The sequence below is a fragment of the Ramlibacter sp. genome, assembly GCF_036676645.1.
Classification (GTDB): domain Bacteria; phylum Pseudomonadota; class Gammaproteobacteria; order Burkholderiales; family Burkholderiaceae_C; genus Ramlibacter.
The window spans coordinates 84,367-99,038 of record NZ_JAKFCM010000087.1 but is presented as its reverse complement, the minus strand read 5'-3'; the positions used below and the strand labels follow the sequence as shown (position 1 = coordinate 99,038).

General features: G+C 69.5%; 14 protein-coding genes and 1 tRNA gene. 8 read left to right on the top strand and 7 right to left on the bottom strand.

Annotated features, from left to right (window positions below):
* The first annotated feature begins 4 nt into the window (after window positions 1–4).
* From rplT to V6M57_RS12735, 8 genes are all read left to right on the top strand, one after another.
* Entirely contained in the window at window positions 5–364 is a 360-nt protein-coding gene (gene rplT / locus V6M57_RS12770; protein ID WP_324912979.1) for a 50S ribosomal protein L20, read from the top strand.
* 91 nt (window positions 365–455) lie between these two features.
* Window positions 456–1,514 (top strand): phenylalanine--tRNA ligase subunit alpha, encoded by a 1,059-nt coding sequence (pheS, locus tag V6M57_RS12765; protein WP_332815373.1) that lies wholly within the window; start codon window positions 456–458, stop codon window positions 1,512–1,514.
* A gap of 24 nt (window positions 1,515–1,538) precedes the next feature.
* Window positions 1,539–3,965 carry a phenylalanine--tRNA ligase subunit beta gene (pheT, locus tag V6M57_RS12760; RefSeq protein ID WP_332815372.1) on the top strand — a complete coding sequence of 809 codons (2,427 nt, stop codon included), beginning with the start codon at window positions 1,539–1,541 and terminating at the stop codon, window positions 3,963–3,965.
* A 32-nt stretch (window positions 3,966–3,997) separates the two neighbouring features.
* Complete coding sequence (locus V6M57_RS12755) at window positions 3,998–4,336, top strand: integration host factor subunit alpha (RefSeq protein WP_332815429.1); 339 nt, start codon at window positions 3,998–4,000, stop codon at window positions 4,334–4,336.
* 92 nt (window positions 4,337–4,428) lie between these two features.
* Window positions 4,429–4,893 carry a MerR family transcriptional regulator gene (locus tag V6M57_RS12750; protein ID WP_332815371.1) on the top strand — a complete coding sequence of 155 codons (465 nt, stop codon included), beginning with the start codon at window positions 4,429–4,431 and terminating at the stop codon, window positions 4,891–4,893.
* A 22-nt stretch (window positions 4,894–4,915) separates the two neighbouring features.
* Window positions 4,916–4,992 (top strand) — tRNA-Pro (locus V6M57_RS12745).
* Between the two features lie 90 nt (window positions 4,993–5,082).
* On the top strand, window positions 5,083–5,973 hold the full coding sequence (locus V6M57_RS12740) for an adenylate/guanylate cyclase domain-containing protein (RefSeq protein WP_332815370.1): 891 nt from the start codon (window positions 5,083–5,085) through the stop codon (window positions 5,971–5,973).
* A complete protein-coding gene (locus tag V6M57_RS12735) occupies window positions 5,963–7,831 on the top strand; it encodes a serine/threonine-protein kinase (protein ID WP_332815369.1) in 1,869 nt (622 codons plus the stop codon). The genes V6M57_RS12740 and V6M57_RS12735 overlap by 11 nt, the downstream gene beginning before the upstream one ends.
* A 10-nt stretch (window positions 7,832–7,841) precedes the next feature.
* Here the strand turns inward: V6M57_RS12735 and V6M57_RS12730 are convergent, their stop codons facing one another.
* The 7 genes from V6M57_RS12730 to V6M57_RS12700 form a co-directional block, all read right to left on the bottom strand.
* Window positions 7,842–8,393 (bottom strand): NUDIX hydrolase, encoded by a 552-nt coding sequence (locus V6M57_RS12730; RefSeq protein WP_332815368.1) that lies wholly within the window; start codon window positions 8,391–8,393, stop codon window positions 7,842–7,844.
* A 78-nt stretch (window positions 8,394–8,471) separates the two neighbouring features.
* On the bottom strand, window positions 8,472–9,539 hold the full coding sequence (locus tag V6M57_RS12725; protein ID WP_332815367.1) for a TRAP transporter substrate-binding protein: 1,068 nt from the start codon (window positions 9,537–9,539) through the stop codon (window positions 8,472–8,474).
* A gap of 87 nt (window positions 9,540–9,626) precedes the next feature.
* Window positions 9,627–10,949: a TRAP transporter large permease gene (locus V6M57_RS12720; protein WP_332815366.1), complete on the bottom strand. Its 1,323-nt coding sequence runs from the start codon at window positions 10,947–10,949 to the stop codon at window positions 9,627–9,629.
* Window positions 10,946–11,422: a TRAP transporter small permease gene (locus tag V6M57_RS12715; RefSeq protein WP_332815365.1), complete on the bottom strand. Its 477-nt coding sequence runs from the start codon at window positions 11,420–11,422 to the stop codon at window positions 10,946–10,948. Before V6M57_RS12715 ends, V6M57_RS12720 begins: the two co-directional genes overlap by 4 nt.
* A gap of 109 nt (window positions 11,423–11,531) precedes the next feature.
* The gene (locus V6M57_RS12710) at window positions 11,532–12,227 is read right to left on the bottom strand and encodes a fumarylacetoacetate hydrolase family protein (protein WP_332815364.1); all 696 of its coding nucleotides are present in this window, start codon (window positions 12,225–12,227) and stop codon (window positions 11,532–11,534) included.
* The gene (gene gtdA, locus V6M57_RS12705; protein WP_332815363.1) at window positions 12,224–13,279 is read right to left on the bottom strand and encodes a gentisate 1,2-dioxygenase; all 1,056 of its coding nucleotides are present in this window, start codon (window positions 13,277–13,279) and stop codon (window positions 12,224–12,226) included. Before gtdA ends, V6M57_RS12710 begins: the two co-directional genes overlap by 4 nt.
* A 30-nt stretch (window positions 13,280–13,309) precedes the next feature.
* On the bottom strand, window positions 13,310–14,653 hold the full coding sequence (locus V6M57_RS12700) for an FAD-dependent oxidoreductase (protein WP_332815362.1): 1,344 nt from the start codon (window positions 14,651–14,653) through the stop codon (window positions 13,310–13,312).
* Between the last annotated feature and the right edge of the window lie 19 nt (window positions 14,654–14,672).

Below are 14,672 nucleotides of genomic sequence, written 5' to 3'. Positions count from 1 at the left end.
GCAAATGCCTCGCGTCAAACGTGGTGTCACGGCCCGCGCCCGCCACAAGAAGGTTCTCGCCCTCGCCAAGGGCTTCCGCGGCCGCCGCGGCAACGTCTTCCGCATCGCCAAGCAGGCGGTGATGAAGGCGGGCCAGTATGCGTACCGCGACCGCCGCACCAAGAAGCGCGTGTTCCGCCAGCTGTGGATCGCCCGCATCAACGCTGCCGCGCGCGAATGCGGCCTGACCTACAGCCAGTTCGCCAACGGCATCCGCAAGGCCGGCATCGAGATCGACCGCAAGGTGCTGGCGGACATCGCCGTGCACGACAAGGCCGCCTTTGCCGGCATCGTGGAGCAAGTCAAGGCCAGGCTGGCGGCTTGAGTTTCACGGTGGGCGCTGCCTCGCGCGGCGCCCGGCGCAACCCACTGGAACAGGGCTAGGGCTGGCAGGCACTAGCCCTGTTTTTCTTACCATGACCGAAGACTTGCAATCCATCGTCGAAGGCGCCCGGCGCGCCTTTGCCCAGGCCGCCACCCCGGCGGAGCTGGAGAACGCCAAGGCGCAGTACACCGGCAAGGCCGGCCGCCTCACCGGGCTGATGAAGGGGCTCGCGGCGCTGCCGGTCGAGGAGAAGAAGAGCCGGGGCGCGGCCATCAACGTCGCCAAGCAGGCCGTCGAAGCTGCGCTGGCCGAACGCCGCCAGGCGCTGGCCGACGCCGAGCTTGCCGCGCAGCTCAAGGCCGAGGCGCTGGACGTCTCGCTGCCCGGGCGCGGCCGGGAGCCGGGCGGCCTGCACCCGGTCAGCCTGACGATGGAACGCATCGAGCAGATCTTCGCCAGCATGGGCTTCGACGTGGCGGACGGGCCCGAGATCGAGACCGACTGGCACAGCTTCACTTCGCTGAACAACCCGCCCAACCACCCGGCCCGCTCGATGCAGGACACGTTCTACGTGGACATCGACGGCGAGGACGGCATTCCCTACAACCTGCGGCCGCACACCAGTCCGATGCAGGTGCGCTACGCCCACCGGCACGTCAGCAAGTACGCCGCTGCGGTCGAGGCCGGCCAGCCGATGCCGGAGATCCGCGTGATCTGCCCCGGACGCACCTACCGCGTCGACAGCGACGCCACCCATTCGCCGATGTTCCACCAGTGCGAGGGCCTGTGGCTGGGCGAGAACGTCAGCTTCAAGGACCTGAAGGTCGTCTTCACCGACTTCTGCCGCACCTTCTTCGAGAGCGACGACCTGGCGCTGCGCTTCCGGCCGAGCTTCTTCCCGTTCACCGAGCCCAGCGCCGAGATCGACATCCAGTTCCAGAGCGGGCCGCTGGCCGGCCGCTGGCTGGAGGTGGCCGGCTCCGGCCAGGTGCATCCGACGGTGGTGCGCAACATGGGGCTGGATCCCGAGACCCACATCGGCTTCGCCTTCGGCATGGGCCCGGACCGCCTGACCATGCTGCGTTACGGCGTGAACGACCTGCGCCTGTTCTTCGAGGGCGACATCCGTTTCCTGCGCCAGTTCCGCTGAAGACGCAAGCCGAGGTCCACAGACATGCAATTCCCCGAGTCCTGGCTGCGCGAGTTCTGCAATCCGCCGCTGTCCACCAATGAAATCGCCGATGTGCTCACCATGGGCGGGCTGGAGGTCGAAGACCTGCGCCCGGTCGCCCCGCCGTTCTCCAGGGTGGTGGTGGGCGAGATCAGGGAAGCCGTCCAGCACCCCAACGCCGATCGCCTGCGCGTGTGCCAGGTGGACGTGGGGCAGGGCGCGCTGCTCAACGTCGTGTGCGGCGCACCCAACGCGCGCGCAGGCATCCGGGTGCCCTGCGCGCTGGTGGGGGCGGAGCTGCCGCCCGGCGAAGACGGCAAGCCCTTCCAGATCAGGCTGGGCAAGCTGCGCGGCGTCGAGAGCCAGGGCATGCTGTGCTCGGCGCGTGAACTGAAGCTTTCGGACGACCATGGCGGCTTGCTCGAACTGGCCGCCGACGCACCCGTCGGCAAGGACGTGCGGGAGGTGCTGCAGCTCGACGACCACGTCTTCACGCTCAAGCTCACGCCCAACCTGGCGCACGCACTGAGCGTGTACGGCGTCGCGCGCGAGCTGTCGGCGCTGACCGGCGCGCCGCTGAAGCAGCCGCACTTCGAGCCGGTCAAGCCTGCGCACGACGGCCGGCTGCGCGTGAAGGTGCAGGCCCCCGACCTGTGCGGCCGTTTCTCCGGTCGTGTCGTGCGCAACGTCGACACGAAGGCGAAGACTCCGCAATGGATGGTCGACCGGCTGGCGCGCTGTGGCCAGCGCAGCGTCACGGCGCTGGTGGACATCTCCAACTACGTGATGTTCGAGTTCGGCCGGCCTTCGCACATCTTCGACTTCGACAAGATCCACGGCGGCCTCGACGTGCGCTGGGGCCGCGCCGGCGAGCAGCTCAAGCTGCTGAACGGCAACACCATCACGGTGGACGAGAAGGTCGGCGTGATCGCCGACGACCGCCAGGTCGAGTCGCTGGCCGGCATCATGGGCGGCGACGCCACCGCCGTGTCCGACGACACCCGCAACGTCTACGTCGAAGCCGCGTTCTGGTGGCCGCAGGCGGTGCAGGGGCGCTCGCGCCGCTACAACTTCTCGACCGACGCGGGCCACCGCTTCGAGCGCGGCGTGGACCCCAGCCTGACGGTCGAGCACATCGAGCACATCACGCGCCTGATCATCGACATCTGTGGCGGCGAGGCCGGACCGATGGACGACCAGGTGCTGGCCCTTCCCGAGGGAAAGCCCGTCACGCTGCGGGTGGCGCGGGCCGCCAGGGTGATCGGCATGCCGGTCTCGCGCGAGCAGTGCCTGGATGCCTTCCGCCGCCTGGGCCTGCCCGCGCAGGCCCGGGACGACAGCATCGTGGTCAAGCCACCGCCGTACCGCTTCGACCTGGCGATCGAGGAGGACCTGATCGAGGAGGTCGCGCGCATCGTCGGCTACCAGGGCCTGCCCACCACGCCGCCGCTGGCGCCCGTCACGCCGCACCTGCGCCCGGAAAGCCGGCGCTCGCGATTCGCGGTGCGCCGCCTGCTGGCCGCCCTGGGTTACCAGGAAACCATCAACTTCAGCTTCGTCGAGGAAAGCTGGGAGAAGGACCTCGCCGGCAACGCCGATCCGATCCGGCTGCTCAACCCGATCGCCAGCCAGATGGGCGTGATGCGCTCGTCGCTGCTCGGCTCCCTGCTGCAGGTGCTGCGCCACAACCTGGACCGCCGGGCCGAACGCGTGCGCGTGTTCGAACTGGGGCGCGTCTTCCTGCGGGATGCCTCCGTGCAGGCCGGCGACGGCACGGTCCGCGGCGTGCGCCAGCCGATGCGCGTGGCCGGCCTGGCCTATGGCTTGCCGGACGGGCTGCAGTGGGCCCGCAAGGGCGGCGGTGCCGACTTCTTCGACGCCAAGGGCGACGTGGAGGCGCTGCTCTCCCCGCTGCGCGCCACGTTCACCCCGGCCGAGCACCCGGCGCTGCACCCGGGCCGCTGCGCCAGGATCGCGATCGGCGGCCAAGACGTGGGCGTGCTGGGCGAGCTGCATCCGCGCTGGCGGCAGGCCTGGGACCTGCCGCAGGCGCCGATGCTGTTCGAGCTCGACCTGGAGGCCGTGACCGCGCGGCGGGTGCCGCAACTGCAGGCGGTTCCGCGCTTCCAGCCTGCGCAGCGCGACATCGCCGTGATCGTCGCCGACAGCGTCTCGCACGACACGCTGATGGCGGCCATCCGCTCGGCCGACACGGGCGGGCTGCTGCGGGATGCGACGCTGTTCGACGTGTACCGGCCCGGGCAGGCCGGCGCCGGCATGGCCGCGGGCGAGAAGAGCCTGGCCGTTCGCTTGACGCTCGCCAGCCCCGAAGCCACACTGACCGACGGGCAGATCGATGCGGCCGTGCAGGCCGTGGTCGAGGGGATTGCCGGCAGCCTGGGCGGCCGGCTGCGCGGCGCAGGAGGGTGAGCGTGCTCACGACAACAATGGAAAAACCGGGCATGGAGTTCACGGTCGAGAGCCTGGAGACCCCGGCGCTGACGAAGGCGCAGCTGGCGGAACTGCTGTTCGAGCAGATCGGGCTGAACAAGCGCGAGTCCAAGGACATGATCGATGCGTTCTTCGACCTGATCGCCGGCAGCCTGGTCGAAGGCAGGGACGTCAAGATCTCGGGCTTCGGCAATTTCCAGATCCGCACCAAGGCGCCCCGGCCGGGCCGGAACCCGCGCACCGGCGAAGCCATCCCGATCCAGGCTCGCCGGGTGGTCACCTTCCATGCCAGCCACAAGCTCAAGGAACAGATCCAGGGCAACGGGGCCGCGCCGGCGCAAGGTGATTGAGCGGCACCGGCGAGGCATTGGTGGTAACCGCCATGCGTCCCGCGCAGCCTTGGAGTAACCTTGCAGCTTTCTCTCCCAGCGCCTTGATTCCAGTGGAGAAATCCCTGCCCGCCATTCCCGCCAAGCGGTACTTCACCATCGGTGAGGTCAGCGACCTGTGCGGCGTCAAGCCGCACGTGCTGCGCTACTGGGAGCAGGAGTTCACGCAGTTGCGCCCGATGAAGCGGCGGGGCAACCGCCGCTATTACCAGCACCACGAGGTGCTGATGATCCGCCGCATCCGCGACCTGCTGTACGACCAGGGGTTCACCATCAGCGGCGCGCGCAACAAGCTGCAGGAACTGGTGCAAGTCGAGCGTGACAGGCGCCGCGCCGGCGAGGTCATGCTCGACGGCGTGGAGGTGATCGAGGTCGAGGACTCCCGGCTCGAGGACTCCCGGCTCGACGACTTCGAGGACAGTGCGCCGCTGCAGGACGGCGGCGCCATGTTCGAGCAGCTGCTGCAGGTGCGGCGCGAGCTGTTCGAGATCCGCGACCTGCTGTCGGCCGGGCACTGAGTGCCAGCTATAATGGCAGGCTCGGCGTGTAGCGCAGCCTGGTAGCGCACTTGCATGGGGTGCAAGGGGTCGCGAGTTCGAATCCCGCCACGCCGACCAAACCTGCCCGCCAGGGCACCGAAGCCGGCGCGACCCTGTCGCGCCGGCTTCTTTCATTCCGGCAGAGCTGGCGCATACAATGATTGCCACATGGCCACCGTCGTCTTTGCTGACCTCGTCGGGAGCACCGGCATCTTCGAGCGGCTGGGCGACGAAACGGCCGGTCGCTTCGTCACCCAGCTGACCACGGCGCTGTCCCGCACCTTCGAGCAGCACCGCGGCCGGGTGGTCAAGCTGCTCGGCGACGGCCTGTTCGCGGTCTTCCCCGACGAGTCCGACGCCATCGCGGCCTGCGTGGGCATCCAGAAGCGGCTGCAGGAAACCCCGGTCTACCCGGACGGCACCGGCAAGCCGGTCCAGATGCAGATGGGCGTGGAATCCGGCGAAGTGGTGGAGATCGAGGGCGACTGCTACGGCGACGCCGTCAACAGCGCCGCCCGCCTGGCCGACCTGGCCGGTGCCGAGCAGATCCTCACCACCAGCCGGGTGCGCGAGTCGCTCGGCCCCGAGTTGGGCGGCAAGCTGCGCAGCCTGGGCCCCATGTTCCTGCGCGGCAAGAGCGAGCAGACCGAGGTCTGGCGCGTCCAGTGGCAGCCCGAGCGCGACGCCGACGCCACCCGGATGGGCGCGTCCATTCTCGAAGCCATGCCCAACGCGCACCTGGAGCTCACCGCAGCCGGCCGGACCTTGCGGCTGGACCCGCACGGCCCTTCGCTCACGCTGGGCCGGGCCACCACGGCCACCCTGTCGATCAACGACCCGCGGGTGTCGCGCGTGCATGCCACGGTCGGCTGGAAGGGCGGCCACTTCATCCTCGACGACCAATCCAGCTTCGGAACCTGGGTCTACATGGGCGGGGGCAACACCCCGCTGGTGCTGCGCCGCACCGAGTGCTACCTGGTGGGCAGCGGCCTGGTCACACTCGGATGCGAACGCGAGGCCGAAGCCGCGCCCCGGCTGGAGTTCGCCGTTGTCGCGTGAGCTCGCGACGGGGGCCGGCGTGCACCAGAAGAAGCTGGGCCGCTATGAACTCGTCCGGGTGCTCGGCAAGGGCGCCATGGGGGTGGTCTACGAAGGCCTCGACCCCAACCTGGACCGCCGCGTAGCCCTCAAGACCACGATGGTCGACGGCCTGTCGGCCCAGGAGGCGGCTGAATACGAGTCGCGCTTTCGCACCGAGGCCCGCTCGGCGGCGCGCCTGCAGCATCCCAACATCGTCAGCGTCTACGACTCCGATCGCGACGGCGACACCGCCTTCCTCGTCATGGAGTACGTCCAGGGCGAGGACCTCAAGCAGCACCTGGACCGCGGCGAGCGCCATGCGCTGGGCGAGGCGCTGCGCCTGCTGGACGACCTGCTGTCGGCACTGGACTTCGCCCACCGGCAGGGGATCGTCCACCGGGACATCAAGCCCGCCAACCTGCTGGTGGAAGCCGGCGGGCGCCTCAAGCTCACCGACTTCGGGGTGGCGCGCATCGCCGGCGAGTCCACGCGTACCCAGGGCAGCATGATCGGGACGCTGAAGTACATGGCGCCCGAGCAGGTGCAGGGCCAGAAGATCGATGCCCGCGCCGACCTGTTCTCGGCCGGCGTCGTTGCCTACCAGTTGCTGACCGGCGTGCGTCCCTTCGACGGCGACAACGACTTCTCCATCATCCAGCAGGTCATCGGCCACACGCCGCCGCCGCCCAGCACGCTGGCGCCGCAACTGCCCCCGGCCGTCGATGCGGTGCTGGCGCGCGCGCTGGCCAAGAACCGCGACGAGCGCTTCCAGTCCGCGGCGGATTTTTCCCAGGCCTTGCGCGAGGCGTTCGCCGGCGTGGACGCCGGGGCGCTCGCGACCGTGCTGCCTTCGCCGGCCGCCGCGGCGGCCGCCGCGCCCACCGTGCCGCCGTCGTGGCCGGCGGTCACCGTGCCCGGCGCGCCGATCACGCAGGAACTGGAACTGGAGTACTGGCGCGACGTGCGCAACGCCACCGATCCGCGCGAGCTCGAAGGCTTCCTGGCGCGCTTTCCGCAGGGCATCTATTCCGACCTGGCCCGGCGCCGCCTGCAGCGCCTGGCCAGCGCCCACGCCGGCGACGACCCGGAGCAGACGGTGCTCCAGGGCCTGACGCGGACCCCTTCGGCTGCGCCGCCGCAATCCGACGCGCGCGCCGAGGAGATGCAGGCGCCTGCGGTCGTTCCACCCACGTCCGCGCAAGCGGCCGCACGGACGTCGGAAGTTCCGCAGCCGGCGCCTTCACCGCCCACCGGGTCGGACGGTACCGTGCCGCACGCGGCGCGACCGCGCCGCGGCGCCCTCTGGATCGGCGCCGGCGCGGCGGGGGCCGGCTTCATCGTCGCCGTGGCTTTGCTGGCCGGCCGCGCGGGCGGTCCGGGCCAGGCAGAGGCAAGGGCGCCGGAAGCGTCCGCCACGGCACCCACGCCGACCCCCGCCGCATCGGCCGCACCGGCAACCGAGCTTGCCGCACCCCCGCCCGTTCCTGCCAAAGCGCGCCCCGCGGCAGCGGCACACCGGACGGCCGTGGTCCCCGCAGCGACCCGGCGGCGAACGCCCGAACCGGACGCGCAGCCCCGGGCGGCCGAGCCTGCGCCGCAGCCCGCCCAGGCGCCGGATGCGGAAAAGCCCGAGAGCACGGCGGCTGCGCAGCAGGGCACGCGGCTGCAGGGCCAGCGGCTGGTGCCGCCTGCCGAAGCGTGCCGCGACAAGGTCTTCCTGGTCAAGCAGTTCTGCCTGCAGTCCGAATGCGCCAAGCCCGGCTACCAGAACTTTCCGGCCTGCATCAAGCTGAAGGAACAGGCGCGCCTGCGCGAAGAGAGCAAGGTGCGCAACTGAACGTGCGCGGCTACAGCACGTCGAGGTTGTGCACGGTGAAGACGCCGCGCCGGCGATCCTCGAAGTAGCACAGCAGGGTCTCGCGCACGGTCCGGAACGCGATCTCCTCCCACGGAATCTCGTCCTCGGCAAACAGGCGCGCCTCGATGGTCTCGTGGCCGGGGTCGAACCGATCGCCGAGCAGCCGTGCCAGGTAGTACAGGTGCACCTGTCCGACGCGCGGCACGCTGATCACGGTGAGAAGGCCTTCCATCTCGATCTGTGCGCCGGCTTCTTCATCCGTCTCGCGCGCGGCGCCCTGCACGGTGGTCTCGCCCAGTTCCATGAAGCCGGCAGGCAAGGTCCACTTGCCCCAGCGCGGTTCGATGTTGCGCTTGCACAGAAGCACCCTGTCGCCCAGGTAAGGGACGGTGCCGACCACGTTCAGCGGGTTCTCGTAGTGGATCGTGCCGCAGGCGGGGCACACGGCTCGCTCGCGCGTGTCGCCGTCGTCGGGTACCCGCAGGACCACCGGCGAGCCGCAATCGCGGCAGTACTTGATCGAGGTGCGGAATGCGGGCACGGTGGCTGGACGAAAGGGGCCCCCGGGGCGAAGAAAAGGGCTCCCGAAGGAGCCCTTTGGCGGGGAGGCCGGTCGAGTTTAAGCCTTCTTCGGCGCCGGCGTGGTCTTGCCGTGCTTCTCGATCAGCGCCTTGGCCGTCTCGAGCAACTTCTTGCCGTCGAAGCCGCGCTTGTTCATGTCTTCCACCCACTCGGTTTCAACCTTGTGCGAGCGGGTCTTGAACTCCTGCGCGTCCTTCGCAGGAATGGTGTAGATGGTGGCGCCCCGGTCCACGGTGACCTTGCGCCCCGGGATGTCGTTGCCCTGCTGCACCTTGCCCAGCCAGCCCGAGGTCTCCATGCCGGAGTTGGCGTCGATCACCTTCTTCAGCTCGGGCGACAGCGACTCGTACTTGGCCTTGTTCATGGTCATCACGAAGGTCGTGGTGTACAGGGCGCCGCCGGCGGGATCGAACTCGCTGTGGTACTTCGTCAGCTCGTGCACCTTGACCGAGGGCACCACCTCCCAGGGAATCACGCAGCCGTCGATGGTGCCCTTGGACAGCGCGTCCGGAATCTGCGGCAGCGGCATGCCCACCGGGATGGCGCCGAGATACCCCAGCATCTTGGTGATCTGGCGGGTCGGGCCGCGCAGTTTCATGCCGCGCAGGTCGTCCGGGTGCTTGATCAGCTTGTCCTTGGTGTGGAAGAAGCCCGGGCCGTGCACCTGCAGGGCGATCGGGTGCGTGTCCTTGAACTCGTCCTGCGCGACGGTTTGAACGTACTCCCAGTAGGCCTTGGAGGTGGCCTCGGCGTTGTTCATGATGAACGGCAGCTCGAACACCTCGATGCGGGGGAAGCGGCCGGCCGTGTTGCCCGGCAGGGTCCAGACCACGTCGACGACACCGTCCTTGGCCTGGTCGTACAGCTGCACCGGTGTGCCGCCCAGCTGCATGGCCGGGTAGGCCTCGAACTTGATCTTGCCGCCCGAGTCCTTCTCCACCTTGCCCATCCACGGCTTGTGCATGCCCAGCCAGACATTGGACTGGGGCGACATGAAGGTGTGGAACTTCAGGGTGACGGCCTGTTGCGCCAGGCCGCTCAGGCCGGGCGCGCCGAGGGCCACCGCGGCGGCAGAGGACTTCAGCAGGGTGCGTCGCTGGATCATGGGGAGGTTCTCCGGTCAGAAATATGGAACTTGACTAAAGTACAGCAGCGGCCTTATGCGGGGTACGGGGCTTTCCCTCAGCCTTGCTCAGCCGACGAACTGCACCACCCACAGCGAGATCGGCGGGAAGAACAGCAACAGCAGCGTGCGGATTACGTCGCTGGCCAGGAAAGGCATGACGCCCCGGTAGCTCTCGCCGATCGGGATGTCGCGGGCCATGCCGTTGACGATGTACACGTTCAATCCGACCGGTGGCGCCAGCAGGCCGAAGCCCACCGTCATCAGCACCATGATGCCGAACCATATGGCCACCGACTCCGACGGCATGCCGAAGTCCAGGCCCATCACCATCGGAAAGAAGATCGGGATCGTCAGCAGGATCATGGACAGCTCGTCCATCACGGCGCCCAGCACGACGTAGAACAGCAGGATGGCCGACACCACGGCGACAGGCGACAGGCCCCAGCTGCCGACCACGCTGGCCAGCTGCGCCGGCACCTGCGTGAGGGCCAGCGCCGCGTTCATCAGGTCGGCGCCCAGGAAGATCATGAAGATCATGGCCGAGCCTTCCGCCGTGGCGTAGAAGCAGTGCTTGAATTTCGGCCAGGTGATCTCGCGCTTGAGCAGCGCGGCCACGAAGGTGGCGGCGGCGCCGACCGCGGAGCCCTCGGTGGGCGTGAAGAAGCCGCCGTAGATGCCGCCGAAGACCAGCAGGAAGATGATGGCGATCGGGGTGACGCCGCGCACGGCGGCCAGGGTCAGCTTCGGGGCATCGTCGTCGTCGCGGTCGGGCGCATGGCCGGGCACCAGGCGCACGTAGATCGCAATGGCGATCATGTAGCCCACCATGGCGATGATCCCGGGGATCATGGCGGCCGCGAACACCTTGGCGATGTTCTGCTCGGCCAGGATGGCGTAGATGATCAGCGGCACGGATGGCGGCACCAGGATGCCCAATGTGCCGCCGGCTGCCAGCGTGCCGGTGGCCAGCCGGCCGGAGTAGCCGTGCCGCTTCATCTCGGGCAGCGCCACCGAGGTGATGGTGGCGGCCGTGGCCACCGACGAACCGCAGATCGCACCGAAGGCCGCGCAGGCCATCACGGAGGCCATCGCCAGGCCGCCGCGGAAGCGCGACATCACGGCGCTGGCGAACTCGAACAAGGCGCGGGACAGGCCGCCCTGGGTGGCGAAGTGACCCATCAGGATGAAGAGCGGGATCACCGACAGGTCGTAGCTGGCGAAGCGGGCGAACGACTGGGTGTTCAGGAAGTACGCGAGCGGCAGCCAGCCGGCTTGCAGCACATAACCGATGGCGCCGGCGGCGAACATGGAGATGGCGATCGGCGTGCGGATCGCCATCAGCAGCAGCATGATCCCGAAGATCAGGGCGGTGAGGGCCAGCGGGCTCATTCGTGCACCTCCGGTCCGAATCCGCGCAGCGCCTGCCACAGGCCGATCAGCGCCGTCAGCACCAGCGGCGGGACCATGCAGGCATAGACCACCCACACCGGAAAGCCCAGCATCATGGTGCCGGACTGCGTCTCGAAGGCGTTGATGCCGCCGAGCACCGTGCGCCAGGACAGCAGCGCCATCGCAAGCCCCAGCAGGAGGGCGCCGAACCGGTCGAGCGCCGCATTGGTGCGATCGCCCGCCCGGGTGGTGAAGAAGTCGACGATGATGTTGCCGCGGCGGACCTGGCACCAGGGCATGAACATGGCGATCGCCGCGCCGGCGGCCACGCCGGTCAGCTCGAAGTCGCCCACCAGGGTGATGCCCACCGTGTTGCGGCCGATCAGGCTGGCGCACGTCATCAGCGTGATGGCGGTCAGCAGCAGCCCGGCGGCCACGGCGCACAGCTTGGCCAGGGATTCCAATACGCGCAAAGCGAGTCTCCTCTTGCTTTCTCTGCTGCGGCGCGAGGGGCGCCGCAGCCGGCGCCCCTCGCGCCGGCCCCGGATTATGGTCGCGCTCGCTGACGGCGCCCGGACGGCATCAGCCGATGCGCACGCGCAGTTCGCCCAGGCCGTCCACGGCACCCACCAGCGTGTCGCCGGAGACCACCGCCGCGACGCCCTCGGGCGTGCCGGTGAAGATCAGGTCGCCGGGCGCCAGCTCCCACGCGGCCGACAGGTGCTCGATGGTCTCGGCGATGTTCCAGATCAGCTTGGACACGTTGCTGCGCTGGCGGTCCTGGCCATTGACCTGCAGCCAGATCGCCGCGCTGGCCACCTCGCCGGCCTGTGCCGCGGGCGTGATCGGGCCCATGGGGCCGGACTGGTCGTAGGCCTTGCCGATGTCCCAGGGGCGGCCCTGCTTCTTCATCTCGCCCTGCAGGTCGCGCCGCGTCATGTCGAGGCCGACCGCGTAGCCGAAGATGTGCTGGTGCGCGTCGGCGGCCTTGATGCCGCGCCCGCCGGTGCCTATCGCCACGACCAGTTCGATCTCGTGGTGCAGGTTCTTCGTCAGCGTGGGATAAGGGATGGTGGCCGTCTCGCCCTGCGGCACCGGCACGATGGCGTCGGCCGGCTTGAGGAAGAAGAAGGGCGGCTCGCGACCGGTGAAGCCCATCTCCTGCGCGTGCTCGACGTAGTTGCGCCCCACGCAGTACACGCGGTGCACCGGGAAGCGTTCGGCGCGGCCGAGGACCGGGACCGAAGTGATCGCGGGTGCTGCAAAGACGTAGCTCATGACAACCTTTCTTCTCTGTGGATGGCCAGCGCCTGGTGCACCGGCCGGTCGGAAAAACTGAACAGCACGCAGCCGCCCGCCGAGGACAGGCGGGCCGTGTGCCACGAAGGAATGACGAAGTGGTCGCGCGGGCCGAAGTCGAAGCGCCAGCGCTGCCCGCCCGCTTCGATTTCCACGCTGCCGCAGCCCTCGACCACGCTGTAGACGGCACCGTCGGTCTGGCGCCAGCCCTCGCCCGAGAAGCCGGCCGGCAGCCGCTGCATGAAGGTGGCCATGGTGGGCATCGGATGCCCACCCGTCAGCGGGTTCACGTAGCGCAGCTTGACGCCGTCCCAGGGGTCGATCGGCGCATCGCGCTCGAGCTGCTGCAGCGCGTCGCGGCTGCGCTCGTACGGGTAGCTGAAGATCGGCGAAGTGGCGCCGAACGGCGCGTCGTGCCGTACGGGCGCCATGTTGTGCCCGTAGCGCGCGAAGCTGCTGCCCTCGGCGCGCGTGACCGGCTGCGAGCGGGTGCTGCCGTTCTCGGCGAAGCCCGCGTCCAGGAAGCGGACCATGGGAATGTCCAGACCGTCCAGCCACACCACCGGGCCGCCGGCCTCGTTGCCATGGTCGTGGAAGGTCCAGCTCGGGGTGATGATGAAGTCGCCCGGGTGCATGGTGGTGCGTTCGCCGTCGACGGCGGTGTACGCGCCGCTGCCTTCGACGATGAAGCGCAGTGCGCTTTGCACGTGGCGGTGGCTGGGCGCGACTTCGCCGGGCAGGATCAGCTGCAGGCCGGCATACAGCGACTGGGTGATGGCCGACTGGCCGCGCAGCGCGGGGTTCTCCAGGATCAGCACGCGGCGGACGGCTTCGTTCGCCGTGATCGCTTCTCCGGCACGCATCAGCAAGGGCCGGACCTCCTCGTACCCCCAGTGCGCGGGCACGCAGGGGCTGCGCGGCTGCGGCGGCACCAGCGCATGCAGCACCTCCCACAGCGGCGTGAGGTGGTGCGGGTCCATGTCGCGGTACAGCTGCTGCCGTGCCTGCAATGCGGTGTCGGGCGCGTTCATGTCGCGGTCTCCTGGTGCCGGAAAGTGGAATCAGCCTTCGCGGCCGAGCCAGGCACCGCGCGATTCGAGCCGGGCCTGCAGGGCGCGCGCGTCCACGCGGTCCGCGCTACAGCCGGCCGACAGCGCGAGGTCGGCTGCCGTGCCCGCCGCTTCGCCCATCACGAAGCACGCGCCAGTCACCCGCGCGGCGGACTGGGCTTCGTGCGACATCGAGGCGCAGCGGCCGGCCACCCAGAGGTTGTCCACCCCGCGGGGCACGACCATGCGGTAGGGCAGGTGGTTGAAGCCGCGGCTCTGCGGAATCGGAGGCCAGCGGAACTCGACGTCGCCCTTCAGGTGCAGCTCCAGCGGCCAGCCGTTGACGCCCACGGTGTCCTCGAAGCTGGCGCAGCCCAGCACGTCGGCCTCGGTGAGCTGGTACAGGCCCTGCACGCGGCGCGTTTCGCGGATGCCGACCTGGGGCGCGATGTCGACGATGTAGCACTGCTCGAAGCCGGGGACTTCGCGCAGGAAGGCGGCCACGCCCGCGATCTGCCGGCGTCCCTGCAGTTCGGCCTGGGTCAGTTCGTCGGCATCGGTGCCGTCCAGCGCGTTGCCCTGTTCACTGGCCAGCTGCGTGAGGTTGACGCGCCACTCGATGCCGCTCTTCTGCGGCCGCACGATCGGCGTCTTGCGCGGGAAGCGGTGCCGGCCTTCGGCCTGCGCCCGCAGCATCAGGCCGGGAATCGTCTCCCAGGCCTTGCCGGCGCGCTGCGGGTCGACGCCGTTGATGCGGAACATCGTCGAAGGATAGAGGAAGTTGCCGTGGCCGTCGCCCTTGTCGAAGGGCACGCCGGCCCAGGCGGCGAGGTCGCCGTCGCCGGAGGCGTCGATGAATGCACGGCCGAGCACGGCACGGCGGCCCGACTTGGTCTCCACCAGCAGGGCGCCGATGCGGCCGGGCGCATCCATCACGATGCCGGCCGCCAGCGCATGGAACAGCAGCTGGACGCCGGCGGCCTGCATCAGCTGGTCGGCGGCGATCTTGTAGGCCGGCGTGTCGTAGGCCTGGGCCACCGTCTTGCCGAACAGCGCATGGGGCGCGTTGAGGCCGCCGAGGGCATCGATGCGGGCCAGCAGCTCGGAGGCGACGCCGTGCACCACCTGCCGGATCTCGCCATGCACGTTGGCATGCAGGCCGCAGAAGTTGGTGACGCCGGCGGCCGTCCCCATGCCGCCGAGGAAGCCGTAGCGTTCCACCAGCAGGGTGCTGCGGCCTGCCTGCGCGGCCGCCGCGGCCGCGGCCATGCCGGCCGGCCCGCCGCCGAGCACGACCACGTCGTACTCGCCATGGACCTCGGTTCGGCGGCTGGGCTCCGTCAGGCTGCGTGACATGGCGGGAGTTTGCTGCAAG

What these genes read in the sequence shown, in the direction of transcription:
- rplT (WP_324912979.1), top strand. Translation starts at nt 5, where the DNA reads ATGCCTCGCGTCAAACGTGGTGTCACGGCCCGCGCCCGCCACAAGAAG.
- pheS (WP_332815373.1), top strand. Translation starts at nt 456, where the DNA reads ATGACCGAAGACTTGCAATCCATCGTCGAAGGCGCCCGGCGCGCCTTT.
- pheT (WP_332815372.1), top strand. Translation starts at nt 1,539, where the DNA reads ATGCAATTCCCCGAGTCCTGGCTGCGCGAGTTCTGCAATCCGCCGCTG.
- V6M57_RS12755 (WP_332815429.1), top strand. Translation starts at nt 3,998, where the DNA reads ATGGAGTTCACGGTCGAGAGCCTGGAGACCCCGGCGCTGACGAAGGCG.
- V6M57_RS12740 (WP_332815370.1), top strand. Translation starts at nt 5,083, where the DNA reads ATGGCCACCGTCGTCTTTGCTGACCTCGTCGGGAGCACCGGCATCTTC.
- V6M57_RS12725 (WP_332815367.1), bottom strand. Translation starts at nt 9,539, where the DNA reads ATGATCCAGCGACGCACCCTGCTGAAGTCCTCTGCCGCCGCGGTGGCC.
- V6M57_RS12720 (WP_332815366.1), bottom strand. Translation starts at nt 10,949, where the DNA reads ATGAGCCCGCTGGCCCTCACCGCCCTGATCTTCGGGATCATGCTGCTG.
- V6M57_RS12710 (WP_332815364.1), bottom strand. Translation starts at nt 12,227, where the DNA reads ATGAGCTACGTCTTTGCAGCACCCGCGATCACTTCGGTCCCGGTCCTC.
- gtdA (WP_332815363.1), bottom strand. Translation starts at nt 13,279, where the DNA reads ATGAACGCGCCCGACACCGCATTGCAGGCACGGCAGCAGCTGTACCGC.
- V6M57_RS12700 (WP_332815362.1), bottom strand. Translation starts at nt 14,653, where the DNA reads ATGTCACGCAGCCTGACGGAGCCCAGCCGCCGAACCGAGGTCCATGGC.